The following is a 17914-nucleotide window of genomic DNA, read 5'->3' on the forward strand; positions in this document are numbered from 1 at the left end:
TTTTGCTATTCCTTACTGGTTAATAACGCAAGGTCTTGCTCAATTTCACTAAATGCTTTTTTCACATCGTGCACTGACTCTTCTCTGGCGACTGAGTTTTGAATAGTTTGGTCTACCTTTTGGTAAATAAAGACCTCTTGATCCTCATCTAACCCCATGCTTGGAATACGCTCTTCTAGCTCTTCTTGCAGTTGCTTAAAAACGGCCTCATTACTGATACGATTTGTATTAAGTAAATCAATTAGATCATGAAACTTTCCATGAAGCATGGCAACTACGTCATTAAATTTAGCCTGTTGTGATTCTAATTTTTGTCGAGTCAAGATCGCGCGAAACTGCTGCTCAGTTACGCTGACTAAAAAACAAACATGGTCACGAATTCGGCCATGTTTGTCAGGGTCATGGTCCGGCATATTTAAAATCAACATACTGATCAATTCGTAATTAACTAAAATTCGGTGGGAAAACTCGTGCAATCGCCCTTTATTCTTAAGCATATCAAATAACTCAATCACAATTGGAGAGCAACTACCATGCAATGCAAAGTGTTGTGGCGGCGCAGAATCAAATCTAAACTCAAGGTTACTTTGTAAATCAAAGCTTTTCAGGCAACTTACCAACGCGCGTCCAAGCTCTGGAACATTATCAATTAACGCAATGCTCTCTATATAATTAACTATTTGGCCCATTTCACTGCTATTTGCCATCGCATTAAAAGCAGTAGAGGTTGCATCTTCGACTTGCTGTTCTAAGTTTTCTTTTTCTATGATCACCTGGTTTAAATGCATGAGTTTGGCCTTTAACTCATTATGACCAAATGGCTTAACGATGTAATCTTCTGCCCCTACTGAATACCCTTCCATCCGCTCCTCAACGGTGCCTCTAGCAGAAACAAACATAACAATAATATGAGCTGTATTAGGATTAGCCTTTAAGGCTTTACATACTTCATAACCATTCATTTTAGGCATGCTTACATCCAGTAAGATCACCTGCGGTGAGAAATCTTCCACCACTGCTAAACATTCAGGACCACTGTTTGCTAACTTTAATTCAAATTGTAAGTCTTCTAATATTTCTTCAATAATTTCAAGATTAAAAGGCTCATCATCTACAGCTAAAACTCTCGTTACCGACATAATAATTTATCATCCATTTTCATCATCATTTATAAACAGTCTAGTACCAATATATATTCTTACAACAAGCCATTAGTATTTGTTTTCAGAACAGTCAATCTCTTCAATTTTTAAAGGCAAGACAATGCGAATTGTTGTTCCTCCCAATTCATTGTTATGCGCCGAAATTTGACCTTTATGAAGCGAAATAAACTCCCTACACAGTGCAAGACCAAGCCCTGTCCCGCCCGAACCATTATCAGTTTTACTGCTCTGCACAAATTTAGAAAACACGTGCTCTAGTTCGTCTTCGGGTATCCCTACCCCACTGTCAATTACTTCTATCAACGCCTTATCATTGTCAAGGTTGAGCATAACGATGATTTCACTGTGCGGGCTACTAAATTTTAAAGCATTGCCTAATATATTACGCAGTAGTTGGTTTATTTGTTCTTCATCGCATTGCGCCGAAACTTGCATCGCAGCGTTCTGGTATTTAATGTCAATTCCCTTTTCCATGGCTGTACCAGATACATCATCTATTGCCGTTTTGATGATGTTACTCAGTAAATGAAGTTTAGGGTTAAATGGAAATTTGCCCACATCCAACTTTGATAAATCAAGTAAGTTGTTTAGCAATGATAATAAACGCTCTCCACTGGACTCTATCCGCGTAAAATATTTGAGTAACTTATCAACTGCCAATTCACCTTTTCTCAGCTTATCTAGGCCAAATCGTGCAAAGCTCAGTATTGAATGCATAGGAGTACGAAGTTCATGAGACATATTTGCTAAGAACTCTGATTTACTGTGGTTTGCAGCTTCAGCTAAATTTTTAGCATGCTCCAACTGTGATGTACGTGCTCTAACTTGCTCCTCAAGCATATCTTTAGCTTCGAGTAGCAAGTCTTCCTTTTGTTTTAAATGAGTCACATTCTTAAAAATAGCGGCTAATGCAATCTCACCATGATGGTCAATTTCATTAAATGAACCAACAAGTGGTATCCCTTTACCACCCTCTCTGGGCAAATATAAATCACAACTAAATTGGCGATTAATATTGAGCGTAAATAGTTTTTCACTAATATTATCGGCAGACGGTTGATCTAATAGGTTAAATACATTCAAACCTTGAAAATCATTACTCGTCAAATTAAACAAAGAGCAACACGCATCATTTGCTTCTATTATTTTTCCATCTCGTTCAAAAAGCATGATTGCATCAGGTGTGTGCTTATAGATTACTCTCAGTAGGCTGTCTTTCTCGATTAAAGCATCAACCGTATCTTGAAGTCGTTCAACCAGCTCACTGTTGTGTCGCTTTAATAATTCTGTTTGCCAGAGTTTATGAAGTGATTGTAGCAATGCATTTTCATCAATCGGTTTAACTAAAACGTCCTCAACCCCTTGACGAATAGCCTCAATCATAGAGACTTGATTAGGTTTAGATGTAAACAGTAGGCACCTACATTGGGGCTGTATTTGCTTCATTTTGGCAAATATTTCAAGGCCTGAACCATCAGGTAAACTGAAATCACTGAGTAATAAATCAAATTTGTGTTCTTGCGCCAAAGCAATTGCTTCATTATAAGTACTTGCTGATATTGTTTTGATGTGCGCGCCGACAAGGCTATTTTTTACTTTTTCGAGTCGCTCTGGCAAGTGATCCACAAGTAAAACTATCGGTAGCTGCAAAATATAATCAGGGCCAAGATCTAAAATACTTTCAAGTAATGAGCTAATTTCTTTATTAGCAAAAAAAGGATAGATAACGACAGCATTAGGAATAAGCTTATTTAATTCGCTAAATGCACTTAATTGATCACCGCTTTCAGCTTTTGGTGCTAAGAGCAAATAGTTATTATTAGTTACTTTATGAATAAACGAACTGACACTATCTATTGGTACCCCATGAGCAATAACTGTTAAATCATAATAGTCATAAACGGTGTCTTCATCCAACATTGAGTAATGCATAAGATCAACGTCGCATTGGATAAGCTCTAATAACACCTTTACCCGCATTGCTATTACACTACTACTATCAACAATCAGAATTTTGCGCACAATAGGTCCATCTTTTGAATACACTATATGTAAAAGCGTAGCTTAAAAATATAGAATTAACATAAATGTGGACTTTTTAATCTAAGCGTTTACCCAGTATAGAAAGGCTGTAAGTATTTCCATCCATAATTGCTACGTTTGGCAACAACCCCCATTGCTCATAAGCAAATTTTTGGAACAAATAGATACTCGGTAAGTTATGACTGAAGATAAACGCTAACAGTACTTTGATATCTAGTTCTTTTGCTTTGTGCTCTGCAAAATTTAGTAACTTCTTACCTAACCCCTGCCCTTGGACTGATGAGGTGATATAAATACTAATTTCAACTGTACCATCATAAGCAGGGCGGCCATAAAAAGACTTATAACTAAGCCATGCAACAACTTTATTATTTTGCTCAAACACATATATAGGCCGCTTCGTTGTGTGACTGTCAAACCAAGCTTGTTTATCTGATACACTCACAGGCTGAGTATCTGCTGTTACCATGCGACTAGCAATTGTCTCATTGTAAATAGCCACAATCGCTGGTAAGTCACATTTATTAGCAATTCGAGTCATTATTAGATTACTTGTTGTTGATCTGTTTATTGCATAGTAACGTAAGATTTGCGACTACTCTACAGAAAATAATGGGCACGACTGGACTGGCTCAGCATCATATGTACCTATAAGGAATTGAAAAAATGATAAAAAATATAATATTTAGTACAGCGATTGCTGGTTGTAGTCTCATGGTTAACGCAGAGCCTATGCAAAACAATCAGACTCAAAGTGCTGAACAAAGTTGCAATGACTTCACTAATGTCAGTATGCGAAAACTGCGCTCAAAAGACATGCTGAATTTATGTCAATTCAAAGGCAAACCATTACTCATTGTTAACACTGCGAGTAATTGCGGTTTCACATCTCAATTTGAAGGGCTAGAAGCTGTTTACAAGAAATACCAAGACCAAGGATTAGTGGTATTAGGCTTTCCATCTGATGATTTTTTTCAAGAAGAAGACGATGAAAAAGATGTCGCTAAGGTTTGCTATATTAATTATGGTGTGACGTTCCCGATGTTTGCAACAAGTGAAGTTCGTGGCAGTGATGCTAACCCAATATTTAAGCACCTCAATGAGCAAACAAGCTCGCCAAATTGGAATTTTTACAAATATATTGTGTCAGCAGATCGAACTCAAGTTGAGCGTTTTAATAGTAAAACAAAACCAAATTCTGATAAATTAACGCAAGCAATTGAGCATGCCATAACAAAGATTTAAAATTTATACTAGTACTAACGGTTGAATATAGACTAGACTAGAAAACATATAATTTTGTTTGAAAAAACACCACTAATCCACGGGGAGATTTTATGACAGTTGCAAGTGCAAGACATATACTAGTTGATAGCGAAGCACAGTGTTTAGATTTAAAAGAAAAAATTGAACAGGGTGAAGACTTTGCAGAACTAGCCAAGGCACATTCAAACTGTCCATCTGGCCAAGATGGCGGTGCACTGGGAGAGTTTGGTCCAGGTATGATGGTGCCAGAGTTCGATAAAGTCGTTTTCTCAGCTCCAATTAATCAAGTTCAAGGGCCTGTTCAAACGCAGTTTGGTTTTCACCTACTCGAAGTAACAAGCCGCACTGACTAAAGAAATATTTCCATATAAGCAATCAAAGCCACATTTACTTTAAGTGATTGTGGCTTTATTTTTAATAATAAAAAATATAACTCATTCGCTCTACATTTTTTCTCGGATAGCCGTATTCACATGTAATTATTACGTCACAACCTTGTTTTAGCGTTTAATAACTTCGATATACTTTCATACATAGTTCGCAAAAAACGGGCTAATAATAATCCTGCCCATAAAACTCTCATTTTAATCGACACCATCCAGACGACTCTGGATTGATAGTACTACTCGTTACTTGCTCAAAAAATTACTCAGCGATGACATGGCAGCAATGAAGCGTGCTCATAATTGGGTTTAATGACAATTCCTATGACTTCAGTGCTCGTTTTAATACAAAAACGAATAAATTACTTTTTAATCTGCAAAACGAACGTATTACTGACACATTGCGCTATTTAAATAGGCACTAACTGATGAGGTATTCATTAACTGTGAATAGCGATATCAGCGTTTGCACAGGCTTAATATCAAGGCGTTACTTTGCAAATTTTAAAAACTAACAACGAAGGGTAAGCCCATGCTAAACGCCCTCAGAGGTAAATTAAAAGCGATTTATGCTGGGTTATTGATTTTAACAAGAGAACCACCGCTCTCTAAAATCAACGCTTTGCTTAAATCACTTTGTATTACAACTGAAACCCGTATATTGAAGTGGCTTGGGTATTCACATCAGTTTATACTGCTTACTTGATTGGATTTGTTTTCGTAAATTCGAAGATCTTGCAGCTTTTAAGGCCCTCACTGATTTTTATCAGTCGTTTGACCTGCAAATCTTCGCAAAATAAACCGATCCCCGAACTTAATATAAAGGATAAACACATGAGCGAAATCGAAATTGAATCTGAACTAGTTAGTTTTGTCGAAAAAGTACGTCTAAGTGAACAGGTTTGGGCACTTGGTGCAGAAGATGGCGGCTTTGTTGTTTGCGAATCTAACCAGTTTGAGAACACCGATGTGCTACTCCTGTGGGAAAGTGAAGCTGCGGCAAAAGCGCAATGCAAAGAAGAATGGACTGAATACAGCCCCGTTGAAATTAACCTAGATGAATTCTTAGATGACTGGGTTGAAGACTTGAAAGAAGATGATGCATTAATTGGCCTTAATTGGAACGATGATCAAGTCTGTGTTGAAATTGAGCCAGTGGGTCTTGCACGCGCATTGAGTGAATAACTTTCGTAATGTAAGTTCGCTAGTTTATTTGCTTCGTAAAATTTGCTATAAACTAGCGCAAATCTTTATTTTCAGGGTATTACGTTGAAATCCCATCTTGGTCGGCGTCCATTTTCAGCAATGGAATTACATACCCTTTCCCACGGTTATATCTATGGTGATCACCGCCTACCTCGAGAGCAGCCGAAACATTGGCATTTTTGGCTTCCTTTAATAGCCTACTATACTGGGGCATACAGTGACGAAATTGGCCATTTGCAATTAACCGACATAGTGACTCATGACGGTATTGCATGCTTTAATTTTCACACCCACGGAAAAATAAAACCCCGTATGGTGCCTGTTCACAAAGCCTTATTTGAGGCTGGTTTGACAGACTATATTGCATTATTAGAGCAACAAAATGAGACACGTTTATTGTTTGATCTACCTTCAAAGTCAGGGCGGTACAGTGAAAAAGTACGTATTTGGTTCTCTGGTGAGGGTGAACGCGCTGGCTATTTACAGAAGTGTGATATACCTACCGTTGATCAGCTTGGAATGAAAACCGCGATGAGCAGCTTACGACTCAACTTTGAGCAGCAAATTCGTATTTTTGCCTTACAAGCAAATTCTAAAGATGCTTTTAATTACTTGATGGGTTTTATTGACTACTCAGAAGAGACTTTTACTAACACCGAATTGCTGAATTGCGTGTTGCAACAACTACGTAATATTAACCCCCATATTCACTGGAAGCGCTTTACCGCCCGCCTAAGTGCCTGACAAACTTTGTTACTAACTAGTTCAACACTCTGAACTTGAAAACTGCTAGGATATACACCCAAATCACCTCAATATGCAGAATTCAGCGTTTCACATTAGCTTACTCAAGCGTTACTTTACAACAATGGCGGTCTCTTTTAAAAGTAACAACAATGAGCGTAAGCCCCAGTAAAACGTCCAAGAGGTTGGTTTGGCTATAGTTAATCACAACAATATAAATTCTAACAAGAAAAGTTTCAGGGAACCCTATGTTCATAAAAAGCCTACTTACGCTCAGCGTTGCTTTAGCCGTTAACGCCGCGCAAGCAAACGAATACGTTATTGAAAAACTCGCTAAACCTAATTCTCAACAGGTGTCACTGACTCTTGACCCTGCGCAGGATAATTTTAGTGGTAGCACACAGATACAACTTGAAGTGCTAAAGCCGACAAAATACATAGAGTTGAATGGCGTTGATTACGCAACCCAAATGGCGCAATTGCTCGGTGAAGAAAACTGTGATTTAAGTGCTGAGATGCTAAAAACGGGCAAAGTAAAGTTTGTCTGTGAGCATAAAATACAACCAGGTAAGTACACCTTAAAAATTGATTTTACAGCCCCTTATAATCGTAAAAGTGTGGGGTTATATAAAACTCTTGATCAAGGTACGCCTTACTTATTTACACAATTTGAAATGAGTGATGCACGTCGCGCTTTCCCTGTATTTGATGAGCCAAGTTATAAAATTCCATTTCAGTTAACAATCACTGCACCAAGTTCGCAAAAAGTGTATGCCAATACACCTGAGCTAAAAACCACGGTTAAGGGTGATATGACAACCCACTTTTTTGATAAAACGCCCCCTATCCCTTCTTACTTAGTGGCAATGGCGGTGGGCCCTTTTGAAGAAAGTGAAATCAAAGGGATGCCAATTCCTGGCCGTGTAATTACACCGCAGGGGAAAATTCACTTAGCCAAATACGCTGAACAAAATATGCCTCGTGTCCTTGCTGCACTAGAGGATTACTTTGGCATTCCTTACGTTTACAAAAAATTAGATTCAGTAGCAGTACCTGAATTCCCGTTTGGCGCAATGGAAAACTCAGGGCTGGTAACTTATCGTGAAGATATCCTTCTGGTTGATATTGCGACTGCCACACAAAGAAAAAAACAACAGAACGTTTCAATCATAGCTCATGAACTGGCACACCAATGGTACGGTAACTTAGTCACCATGAAATGGTGGAATGACTTATGGCTTAATGAAGCATTTGCAAGCTGGATGGCTGCTAAAATAACAAAGCAATTAAACCCTGAGTTTGAGTCTCACTTAGACTTACCACAAAATCGAGTGATGGCGCTAGATGCCCGCTTAAGCACTAAACCTATTCGTAAGCCAATTAAAACTGAAGCTGACATCATGGACGGTTTAGGCCTTGCTTATAGTAAAGGCAGCGCAGTACTTTCAATGGTTGAAAACTGGATTGGCGAGGAAGCTTTCCAAAAAGGGATTCAAACTTATTTGAAGAAGTTTTCTTATAAAAATGCAGAAGCGGCTGACCTATGGCAAGCCTTGGGTGATGCATCAAATAAAGATGTAGCAGGTGTTTTGAAATCGTTCATTGAGCAATCTTCATTTCCACTCATAGAAATAAGCCAACAAGGTCAAACGATTACAATAAACCAAAGTCGTTTCACTAATGCCGGTGTTAATGCACCTACGCAGTTATGGAACGTGCCTGTTGCAATTAAGTATGGTGCAGGCGATAAAGTCAAAACAGCCAATATATTACTCAACCAAGAAACACAAAAAGTAGAGTTAGATTTTGTTCCGCAATGGATTTACCCAGATCAAGGTGCTTTAGGCTATTACCGCTGGGTGATGGACGATAAGCAATTTGCTTCTTTAATTGATAATGCAGCCGCGCAATTAACGGTGCGCGAACGCCTTGCTTTATTATCTGCAGCGGATGCACTTTTAGATGCTGGTGTAATTTCTGCTGCACACTTAATGCAAACACTTGAAACTTTTGTCAGTGACAAACACCCACGCGTAGCAAGTACTGCTTTGGGGTATTTAGCATCGCAAAAACGAACGTTTGAAGATGACAGTAATAAAGCCCTGTGGCCTGCCTTTATCCGTAAAAGTATTACTCCAGCAGCTAAACAGTACGGCTTAACAGCTAAAGTGAATGAGGATGCAGCGATTGCTCAATTACGCGCACAAGTTGTTTCACGTCTTGGTTTTGATGGTGAAGATCAAAATGTAATAAACACTGCAAAAGCGCAAGCACAGGTTTATTTAAACAATCCTGAAAAAGTAGACCCTTACTTAGCCTCTACCTATTTAAACTTAGCGGCATTTCATGGTGATAAAAACCTTTTAGACGCCTACATAAAGACCTTTAAAACCACCAAAGACCCACAAGTGCGAACTAAAATGCTTGCTGCGATGAGCTATTTTGGCAACCCTGAACTACAAACTATGGTGCTTAATTACAGTTTAACGGATGATGTAACTGCATCTGACATGCGTACAATTATGTCTGGTCAAAAGTACACGAGCGCCCGCGACGCACTCTTTATTGAATGGATATATGCAAACTACGACAAAGTAGTTGCTAATTTACCGCCGTTCTTTGTGCCTAACCTCCCGTATTTTACAACGTCAGGATGTGATGCAAGTAGCTTAAAGAAAACCAACACATTCTTTAATGATAAAATTGCTGATGTGCCAGGTTATGCGCGAACATTAAGTAAACTATCAGAAAGTGTGGACAATTGCATAACGCTTAAAAAGCGAGAGCTGGCTTCAGTTAACAGCTTTTTAAAACGTTAACAGCGCTATACCTTTATAATAAAAAACGGCAAGTGTTTAGCTTGCCGTTTTTTTATAGCCAACACATCGTATATTTAGCTATCCATTAATAATTTTAACTAGCTGAGTGATAAAAGATGTAGCGCCCTCAACACTTGTCATTTTAAATCCAATACCATAATGAATAGGGTTTGCACTCTTAAAGATACGTGTTGGAAAACGCGTCATTTCACTACTATGGAAAAAGCCCGCGATGCGGCTTACCCCATCAATTGCATTAAAATCATCGCTGAATACTTCAAGAGCTGGACGTAACACTAGTTTTGCTTGTCCACCTTCAACATGCAAATAAATCGCCTCTTTTGAATTTGGTAACATGTATTCAGAGATGTTTTTTATTTTGAAGTTACTGCGACATGCTAATGCAACAAGTTGTTCGTGAATCTGCTCAGGTGTAACTGTCATGGTTATCCTTTATTCTCAATAGATTATTGGCTGTCAGTTATTTTACAACTCGAGGTTGAAAACCCCTAAGCTACTTGCTGCATACAAATGCAAGCTGCTCATTATTATAACTTAAACGGGTGATCTGTGTGCTGCAATAAGGCGTCAAGTCAAGCCATAAAGACACGCTACCCGGCTCACTAATGCTGCGCTTGTAAATACGGTTATGAAGTGAGTAAATAACGACATCATCATTAATAAATGCATAATATTGCACATTCTCAGGTAAACGAAATATATCGCTGACAGCCTGAGTACTCGGGGAGTAGCTGGCTAGCCAATTCTTACCTTCTTTGTTGTAGCTAAAAGTAAACGCAGACAATGTTGTATTAAACGTAAGTGTTCGACCTATATCTTTGGCAACTACGTTACCTTTTGCAGCTGCCACTTTGGTGTATTGTAGTGTATGTGGTTCACCTAATATAAACATGACCACATCATTATCACGCCCCCATGCATGGTAACCAACGGGCTCTATCCATTCAAAAATACGGCGTGGCTGTTCGTTTGACTCAAGCGGGTATTGCCACAACTTTTGCTGACCACTCGCTTCCACCACAATCGCGGATAATGCATCGCCTGAAGGGGTTAAAGTAGGCGAATATTCGCTAACAGCACTGTTCGTGAGGTTATAACTTTGCTGGTCCGCAAAACTGTAAAATACCAAGTCCGTTTGACTTAACGTCTGCTCTTGCACTTCTTGTGTGAAGTAAATGCCTTTTTCTGTCAGCAAAGGCTGATTATTATAACGATCTCCCGATGTAATTCGGCTTACCTGTAAACCATATTCAGTATTTAATGTGGCGAGTAAAATTTCACTTTTGGGCATCGCACTGCTTGCAAAAAATGGTAGTAACAAAGCCGTAATGGCAAATCCTTGTCGTATTAAAGTCAATTTGATCTATCTCTATGGTTATTATTCTGGCTATATCATAGCGCTATTTTGAATGGATCCCCAAATCTGTTCTCTATCTCTATTTTTAACGAACTATATAAGCATCCTCAAACCTAAAAAACACTTCAGTATTACTAAAGATTAATTTAACTAGTTTTACAAATAGCTATTTACTCATAAAGAGTAAGGGTTTAAATCGGCAGTTTCGCTTTCTATAACGTAATCACTCGTTGTCATTGTTTAACAAAAAACAATTTTTTTACTGTGCTTAAACGTTGTATATTTCACTAACCTAGATAGATGCTACTTGACCTACCCCCTTGCTACACTTTATAACTAGTGTGCTACCTAAAACGAGAGTAACTATGTCAGCTAAACACCCTATCATTGCAATTACTGGTTCATCAGGCGCAGGCACTACAACGACGACGAACGCAGTAAAGCATATTTTCCGCAGCTTGAATATTGCAGCAGCTTTTATTGAAGGCGACAGCTTTCATCGCTACACCCGCCCAGAAATGGATAAAAAAGTACGCGAAGCACAGCAAGAAGGAAAACATATTAGTTACTTTGGCCGTGAAGCAAATGATTTTGGAGCGCTAGAAGATCTATTTAGTAACTATGGCGAAACAGGTGCAGGTAAGCTACGTCGATACTTACATACCTTTGATGAAGCGGTACCGTATAATCAGTTACCTGGTACTTTTACGCCATGGCAAGATCTGGAAAACAATACAGATATTTTATTCTATGAAGGTTTGCATGGAGGGGTTGTGGATGAAGATCACGACGTCGCTAAACATGTTGATTTACTTATTGGCATGGTGCCTATTATTAACCTTGAGTGGATCCAAAAACTAATTAGAGACACCTCAGAACGCGGTCATTCTCGTGAAGCCGTAATGGGGTCTATTGTGCGCAGTATGGATGATTATATCAATCACATTACCCCTCAGTTTTCTCGCACTCATATCAACTTTCAACGGGTGCCCACTGTTGATACCTCAAATCCTTTTAGTGCTAAAGATATTCCTTCATTGGATGAGAGCTTTGTGGTTATTCGTTTTCGCGGTATTGAAGACGTTGACTTCCCTTATTATCTACAAATGATTGAAGGTAGTTTTATGTCGAGAATTAATACCTTGGTTGTACCAGGCGGTAAGATGGGGCTCGCCATGGAGTTAGTATTAACCCCACTCATTAAAGATATCATCTTAAAAAAACGCGCCCTTGCAGACTTATCACCCATTGATATTCCTATTTAAAATATACTTTTAAGTTATATGCGATACACTACCGCTTTGTGATGAAGGAGTAGTGTATGGCACCTAAAACTAAAATACTTAACATTATTGTTGGCTCAAAAAACCCTGTTAAAATCAATGCAGCCAAACATATTTTCACTGCACTTTTCCCTGAGCACGAAATCAAGTGCATTGGTATACACGCCCCTTCTCAAGTGCCTGATCAACCCATAGGCGAAGACGAAACCCGCACTGGAGCGCAAAATCGCGTAGCGTATGCACAACAACATCATCAAGCTGATTTTTATGTCGCTATGGAAGGAGGCGCTGCCAAATTTAGTTACGGACCTGCAACCTTTGCCTTTGTGGTTATCGCCGATTCAACAACCAAAAGTATTGGGCGCAGCTGCAATTTACCCCTACCTCAAGTGCTCTATAATGCATTGTTGGAAGGCCAAGAGCTTGGCGATGTAATGGATGATGCGTTTAATACCCAAAATATCAAGCAACAAGGTGGCGCAATCGGCTTATTAACAAATAATCATGCAACACGCCAAAGTACCTACACTCAAGCGCTCACATTAGCTATGGCGCCCTTCTTGCACCCTGAACTTTACAAAAAGGAGGTGTAAATGAAATACACCCATGTTTTATTTGATGCCGACGAGACATTATTTAGCTTTAATGCATTCGCTGGCCTTAAGCGCATGTTCGCAACCCACGATGTAGATTTTACTCAGGCAGATTATACCCATTACCAATTAACGAATAAGTCTTTATGGCTTGATTATCAAAACAACAAAATTTCAGCAACGTACTTACAAGTCACACGGTTTAGTGAATGGGCCGATAAGCTTAACGTGCCTGCGCAACAGCTTAATAATGACTTTTTAACTGCGATGGCTGAAATTTGTGAGCCTTTACCAGGCGCTAAAACGCTGCTTAAAAAGCTCAAGCCACACGCCAAGTTAGGTATTATTACCAATGGCTTTACTCAGCTACAAGCGCGACGTTTGGAGCACACTGGCTTAAAGGATATGTTTGACTGGCTAGTTATTTCTGAGCAAGTAGGAATTGCAAAACCCGCGGTTGAAATCTTTGATCACACCTTTAAATTAATGGGTAACCCTAATAAAGAAAACATTCTGATGGTAGGCGACACTGCAAGCAGCGATATCCTAGGCGGTATGAATGCTGGTATTGATACCTGTTGGTTGCAACACCCAGGGTCTGAATTACCACCAGCAATTACGCCAACGTATAGAATTACTGAACTGGTGCAATTACAGCATTTATTGGAACTGTAAGAGCTGCGAGTTATTGAAAGTTAAGCAAAAAAAATGACGCTATCAAGCGTCATTTTTTATAACTGTTAGTACAAGCAATTAAGCTGTAGCTACTTCTAAGCCTGGTGCAGGCATAGTTACAGGCGTTTCAAATGTTGCCCACTCCCATGCTGACTCTGTTGCCATGATTTTACGAAGTAGTTTATTATTTAAGTCGTGACCTGATTTATAGGCAGTAATTTTACCTAAAATGTTGTGGCCCGTCATAAACATATCACCAACACAATCTAGTATTTTATGCTTAACAAACTCATCGCTGTAACGTAAACCATTTGGGTTAAGTACTTTAAACTCATCCAATACAACTGCGTTATCCATGCTGCCACCGAGTGCTAGGTTATTAGCATGCATGTACTCAATGTCTTTCATAAAACCAAATGTACGTGCACGGCTGATCTCTTCAGTAAAGCTTTGCGCCGTAATATCTAAACCGATACGTTGGCGGCTTTCATTGATTGCCGGGTGATCAAAAGCAATTTCAAAGTCGATATGAAAACCATCATATGGTTCAATTTCGGCCCATTTATCGCCTTCTTCAATACGTACTTTTTCTTTAATACGAATAAAGCGTTTAGCAACTTTCTGCTCTTCAATTCCGCCTTTTTGTAACAAGTAAATGAATGGTAATGCACTACCATCCATAATAGGCACTTCTGAGCTGTCTAATTCAACAATTAGATTATCAATTCCCATTGCTGCTACCGCCGCAATAAGGTGCTCAGTTGTTGATAAGCGAACACCATCTTTATTTGTTAAACAGGTACACAACTGCGTATCACCAACGGCTTCAGGTGTTGTTTCAAAATCAACAACCGGATCAAGGTCGACACGACGAAATACAATCCCAGTATTTGCGCTCGCAGGTCGGAGAGTTATTGTGACCTTCTCACCTTTATGAAGTCCAATTCCTATGGCTTTGACTACTTCTGCAATCGTACGCTGTTTAATCATAGGTTCGCTCACTTATAGTTACAGTTAGACGGCGGATAATATCACAGATACGACCAGCTGCCAAATTTGTTCACTTTTTATGCAAATTATTTTTGCTTAATCAGCCTGTTTTCTTAAAAATGCTGGAATGTCGAAGTAATCACCACCTTCTGACTTATCCGATTTATTACCACTTTCAGTGGTTTTTGCACTGCCACTTTGAGCCGTCATGCCTGAATCTTGTTTTTCTGTCGCTGACGCATTATCGATTTCATGGCTACTGCTACCTTGGCTAGCAAAGCTTGGTACATACATACTGCTGCTTGTCTGGCTCGTTGAGCTTGCCACATCAGAACCTGATGCTTTTTTAAAGCCATTATCAACAATACCAAATTGCGGACGACGATCGCCACCTAGACCTGTTGCAACAACTGTTACTCGTAGCTCATCAGTCATTTCTGGGTCAATAACAGCACCCACAACAACCGTCGCATTTTCAGATGCTAATGCTTTTACATGATTACCGACGATTTCAAATTCTTCAATCGCGATATCCATACCCGCAGTAATGTTAACCAAAATGCCTTTAGCACCGGTTAAATCAACATCTTCTAAAAGCGGGCTTGAAATAGCAGCTTCTGCGGCTTCTTGTGCACGATCAGGGCCTGATGCTGAAGCCGTTCCCATCATTGCTGTGCCCATTGCTGACATGACCGTACGTACGTCGGCGAAATCCACATTGATCAAACCAGAACGTGTAATTAATTCAGCAATACCTTGCACAGCACCAAATAACACATCGTTTGCCTTAGCGAAGGCATCTAATAGTGTAGTCCCTTTGCCTAAAACTTTAAGCAATTTATTGTTAGGAATTGTAATAAGTGAATCTACAATTTCTGACAACTCATTAATGCCTTGTTCAGCCGCTGCTGCACGCTTTTTGCCTTCAAAGTCAAACGGGCGTGTAACCACTGCAACCGTTAAAATACCTAAATCTTTCGCTATTTTAGCAACAACAGGCGCTGCGCCTGTGCCTGTACCACCGCCCATTCCGGCTGCGATGAATACCATGTCGGCACCTTCAAGGCTGTTGCGAATAGTTTCTGCATCTTCTTCTGCCGAGCTACGACCCACTTCTGGATTTGCACCGGCACCCAAACCAGAGGTGATTTGCGTACCAAGTTGAACTGTGATGTCTGCTGATGAATTACGTAACGCTTGCGCATCTGTATTGGCCGCAATAAAGCGTACACCTTCAATTTGTTGTTTTACCATGTGCTCAACAGCGTTACCGCCGCCACCGCCCACGCCAATAACTTTTATTACAGCTTCTTCGCTGTGTTGTTCCATTATATCAAACATGTTTACTCTCCGACTTGAGTACTAAAACTCGCCTTGGAACCACTTTGTTATGCGGTTCCACCAATTGTTATCACCTTCAGGTTTCGATTTTTGTGCATTCATCGATTGCATTGTTCGGCCGTATTGCAATAAGCCTACTGCCGTTGCATATGAAGGATCATCAACATAATCTGTTAAACCAACCATCCCGATTGGTTTTCCTACTCTAACTGGCATTTGGAAGATATCTTCAGCTACTTCCATGGCACCTGCCATTTTTGCACTTCCGCCTGTAATTACAAGCCCAGCTGCAATTTGGTCTTCTAACCCTGAGCGACGGATCTCTTCCATCGCTAATTCAAATAGTTCTCTAAAACGCGGTTCTACCACTTCAGACAACGTGTGGCGTGACATCAATCTTGCTGGTCGTCCACCCACACTCGGAACTTCAATAGTCTCTTCGCTGCTGGCCATTTGGCTGCTTGCACAGGCATATTGTACCTTGAGAGACTCTGCATGTGATATCGGCGTACGAAATATTTTTGCAATATCACCCGTTACTTGATTTCCCGCAACTGGGATTACAGCAGAATGGCGCAAAGCCCCATTAATATAGATAGTGATATCCATTGTACCACCACCAATATCAAGTACCGCCACACCTAGCTCTTTTTCGTCATCTGTGAGAACGGAGTAACATGACGCCAATGCAGTAAATATTAACTGGTCTACTTCTAAGCCACAACGCTCGACACACTTTTCAATATTTTTAGCCATGTCATTTGAGCATGTAATAATGTGGGCTCTAGCTTCCATTCGCACGCCACTCATACCCAGTGGGTTTTTAATCCCTTCCTGCATATCAATACTGTACTCTTGCGGCAGCGCATGCAGCATCTTACGTTCTGCTGATATCGGCACTGAACGGGCAATATGAATGACGTTTTCTACGTCTTCTTCCGTCACTTCGGTATTGTTAATTGCAACGACGCCATTTTCATTTTGGCATTGGATGTGCTTCCCTGAAATACCCAAATATACAGAGCTAATACGACAATCGGCCATTAGCTCTGCTTCATCAATTGCACGACGAATAGATTCAGACACTAAATTAAGATCATTCACGCCGCCTTTATCCATACCATGGGATACTTGACTGCCAATTCCAACAATACTGAGTTTATTGTCTGCCGTGATTTCACCAACCGTGGCCACCACTTTTGAGGTGCCAACGTCCAATCCAATCACTAGGTTTCTTTCTGCTGACTTAGTCATGCCTTACTCTTATTTTGTAATTGCGCTTCTTCCAGGAGCTTCCAGCTCACTGCAAGGCCGGTATCATACCGTAAATCCACTACATCTACTTGTGCATCTGCACGCTTTTCCATACGTGGGTATACATCAATAAATCGCTGTACCCGCTTTGCTTTTTCTTTTCGACCTAGATTCAGCCGAATACCATTATCAAGCCAAAGCTGCCAAGAAAACCGCTCAGACAAAGCTAAGCTTGTTAACTTTAATTGATTTAAGTTCAGCATATCATCAAACTGTTGATAGGCTGTCCACGCTTCATGCTCACTGCCTTCTGGGCCATATAGCTGGGGTAACTTCTTATCAAGCTGTTCACTTTTAGCTTGAAATACCTCACCATGTTGATTAAGTAATAAATCACTATTCCATACAGCAACGGCTTGGTGCTCAACAACATACACCTGCAGTGTATCAGGCCACTGCTTTCGCACAGATGCCGTAGCAACCCACGGAAGCTCTTGCACTAAATGCTGCACATCCGTCACATTCAAATCAAAAAAACTGGACAAATCGGCCTTTTTTATTGCCATTATAATGGCTTTTTCATCCGTATACTTTGGTTCGCCAAGTACCGCTAAATGCTTTATTTGCGCGTCTTTGTTATCCACCAGCCACTGCTGCACCCCACTGGTAATGCGCACTAAGCTAACCACCACAATCAGAAAGAAGCTAATACCAAAAATCAGCGACCAATTAAGTTGCTGTTTTAACTGCTTTGCTTTTTCTAAAAGGGAATGCAT

General features: G+C 39.9%; 17 protein-coding genes. 8 read left to right on the forward strand and 9 right to left on the reverse strand.

The genetic code is table 11. The annotated features are described in order from the left end of the window. Positions 1-5 precede the first annotated feature (5 nt). The 3 genes from ATS75_RS10210 to ATS75_RS10220 all read right to left on the reverse strand — a co-directional run bounded on the left by ATS75_RS10210 (position 6) and on the right by ATS75_RS10220 (position 3747). A complete protein-coding gene (locus ATS75_RS10210) occupies positions 6-1139 on the reverse strand; it encodes a response regulator (protein ID WP_058560350.1) in 1134 nt (377 codons plus the stop codon). 72 nt (positions 1140-1211) lie between these two features. Continuing rightward, positions 1212-3188, reverse strand: a complete 1977-nt coding sequence (locus ATS75_RS10215) for an ATP-binding protein (RefSeq protein ID WP_058560517.1) — start codon at positions 3186-3188, stop codon at positions 1212-1214. A 73-nt stretch (positions 3189-3261) separates the two neighbouring features. Then, the gene (locus ATS75_RS10220; protein WP_058560351.1) at positions 3262-3747 is read right to left on the reverse strand and encodes a GNAT family N-acetyltransferase; all 486 of its coding nucleotides are present in this window, start codon (positions 3745-3747) and stop codon (positions 3262-3264) included. Positions 3748-3872: 125 nt separating this feature from the next. On the opposite strand from ATS75_RS10220, the gene ATS75_RS10225 reads away from it, so the two are divergent. The 5 genes from ATS75_RS10225 (at position 3873) to ATS75_RS10245 (ending at position 9624) form a co-directional block, all read left to right on the forward strand. Further along, entirely contained in the window at positions 3873-4451 is a 579-nt protein-coding gene (locus ATS75_RS10225) for a glutathione peroxidase (RefSeq protein ID WP_058560352.1), read from the forward strand. 92 nt (positions 4452-4543) lie between these two features. Beyond that, positions 4544-4825: a peptidylprolyl isomerase gene (locus tag ATS75_RS10230; protein WP_058560353.1), complete on the forward strand. Its 282-nt coding sequence runs from the start codon at positions 4544-4546 to the stop codon at positions 4823-4825. 864 nt (positions 4826-5689) lie between these two features. Beyond that, complete coding sequence (locus tag ATS75_RS10235) at positions 5690-6040, forward strand: DUF2750 domain-containing protein (RefSeq protein WP_058560354.1); 351 nt, start codon at positions 5690-5692, stop codon at positions 6038-6040. A gap of 84 nt (positions 6041-6124) precedes the next feature. After that, a complete protein-coding gene (locus tag ATS75_RS10240) occupies positions 6125-6805 on the forward strand; it encodes a hypothetical protein (RefSeq protein ID WP_058560355.1) in 681 nt (226 codons plus the stop codon). A 248-nt stretch (positions 6806-7053) separates the two neighbouring features. Then, positions 7054-9624 (forward strand): M1 family metallopeptidase, encoded by a 2571-nt coding sequence (locus ATS75_RS10245; protein WP_058560356.1) that lies wholly within the window; start codon positions 7054-7056, stop codon positions 9622-9624. A 78-nt stretch (positions 9625-9702) separates the two neighbouring features. Here the strand turns inward: ATS75_RS10245 and ATS75_RS10250 are convergent, their stop codons facing one another. Both ATS75_RS10250 and ATS75_RS10255 read right to left on the reverse strand, forming a co-directional pair. Further along, positions 9703-10068, reverse strand: a complete 366-nt coding sequence (locus ATS75_RS10250; protein WP_058560357.1) for a hypothetical protein — start codon at positions 10066-10068, stop codon at positions 9703-9705. Positions 10069-10138: 70 nt separating this feature from the next. Next, positions 10139-11008 carry a hypothetical protein gene (locus ATS75_RS10255; protein WP_058560358.1) on the reverse strand — a complete coding sequence of 290 codons (870 nt, stop codon included), beginning with the start codon at positions 11006-11008 and terminating at the stop codon, positions 10139-10141. Between the two features lie 359 nt (positions 11009-11367). Between ATS75_RS10255 and ATS75_RS10260 the strand changes: the two genes are divergently transcribed. Genes ATS75_RS10260 through yjjG form a run of 3 tightly spaced genes read left to right on the forward strand, consistent with a single transcriptional unit; the run spans position 11368 to position 13553 of the window. Then, positions 11368-12267, forward strand: coding sequence for a phosphoribulokinase (locus ATS75_RS10260; RefSeq protein ID WP_058560359.1), 900 nt, complete (start codon positions 11368-11370; stop codon positions 12265-12267). Positions 12268-12323: 56 nt separating this feature from the next. After that, positions 12324-12878, forward strand: coding sequence for an inosine/xanthosine triphosphatase (yjjX, locus tag ATS75_RS10265; RefSeq protein ID WP_058560360.1), 555 nt, complete (start codon positions 12324-12326; stop codon positions 12876-12878). Beyond that, positions 12879-13553: a pyrimidine 5'-nucleotidase gene (yjjG, locus tag ATS75_RS10270; protein ID WP_058560361.1), complete on the forward strand. Its 675-nt coding sequence runs from the start codon at positions 12879-12881 to the stop codon at positions 13551-13553. Between the two features lie 78 nt (positions 13554-13631). On the opposite strand, the gene lpxC is transcribed toward yjjG, so the two are convergent. The 4 genes from lpxC to ATS75_RS10290 form a co-directional block, all read right to left on the reverse strand. Beyond that, positions 13632-14543, reverse strand: coding sequence for a UDP-3-O-acyl-N-acetylglucosamine deacetylase (gene lpxC, locus ATS75_RS10275; RefSeq protein WP_058560362.1), 912 nt, complete (start codon positions 14541-14543; stop codon positions 13632-13634). Between the two features lie 96 nt (positions 14544-14639). Further along, a complete protein-coding gene (gene ftsZ, locus ATS75_RS10280) occupies positions 14640-15884 on the reverse strand; it encodes a cell division protein FtsZ (protein ID WP_058560363.1) in 1245 nt (414 codons plus the stop codon). Positions 15885-15905: 21 nt separating this feature from the next. After that, positions 15906-17138, reverse strand: a complete 1233-nt coding sequence (gene ftsA, locus ATS75_RS10285) for a cell division protein FtsA (protein WP_058560364.1) — start codon at positions 17136-17138, stop codon at positions 15906-15908. Further along, the gene (locus tag ATS75_RS10290) at positions 17135-17914 is read right to left on the reverse strand and encodes a cell division protein FtsQ/DivIB (protein WP_058560365.1); all 780 of its coding nucleotides are present in this window, start codon (positions 17912-17914) and stop codon (positions 17135-17137) included. Before ATS75_RS10290 ends, ftsA begins: the two co-directional genes overlap by 4 nt.

The sequence above is a fragment of the Pseudoalteromonas sp. H105 genome (assembly GCF_001469215.1).
Lineage (GTDB): Bacteria > Pseudomonadota > Gammaproteobacteria > Enterobacterales > Alteromonadaceae > Pseudoalteromonas.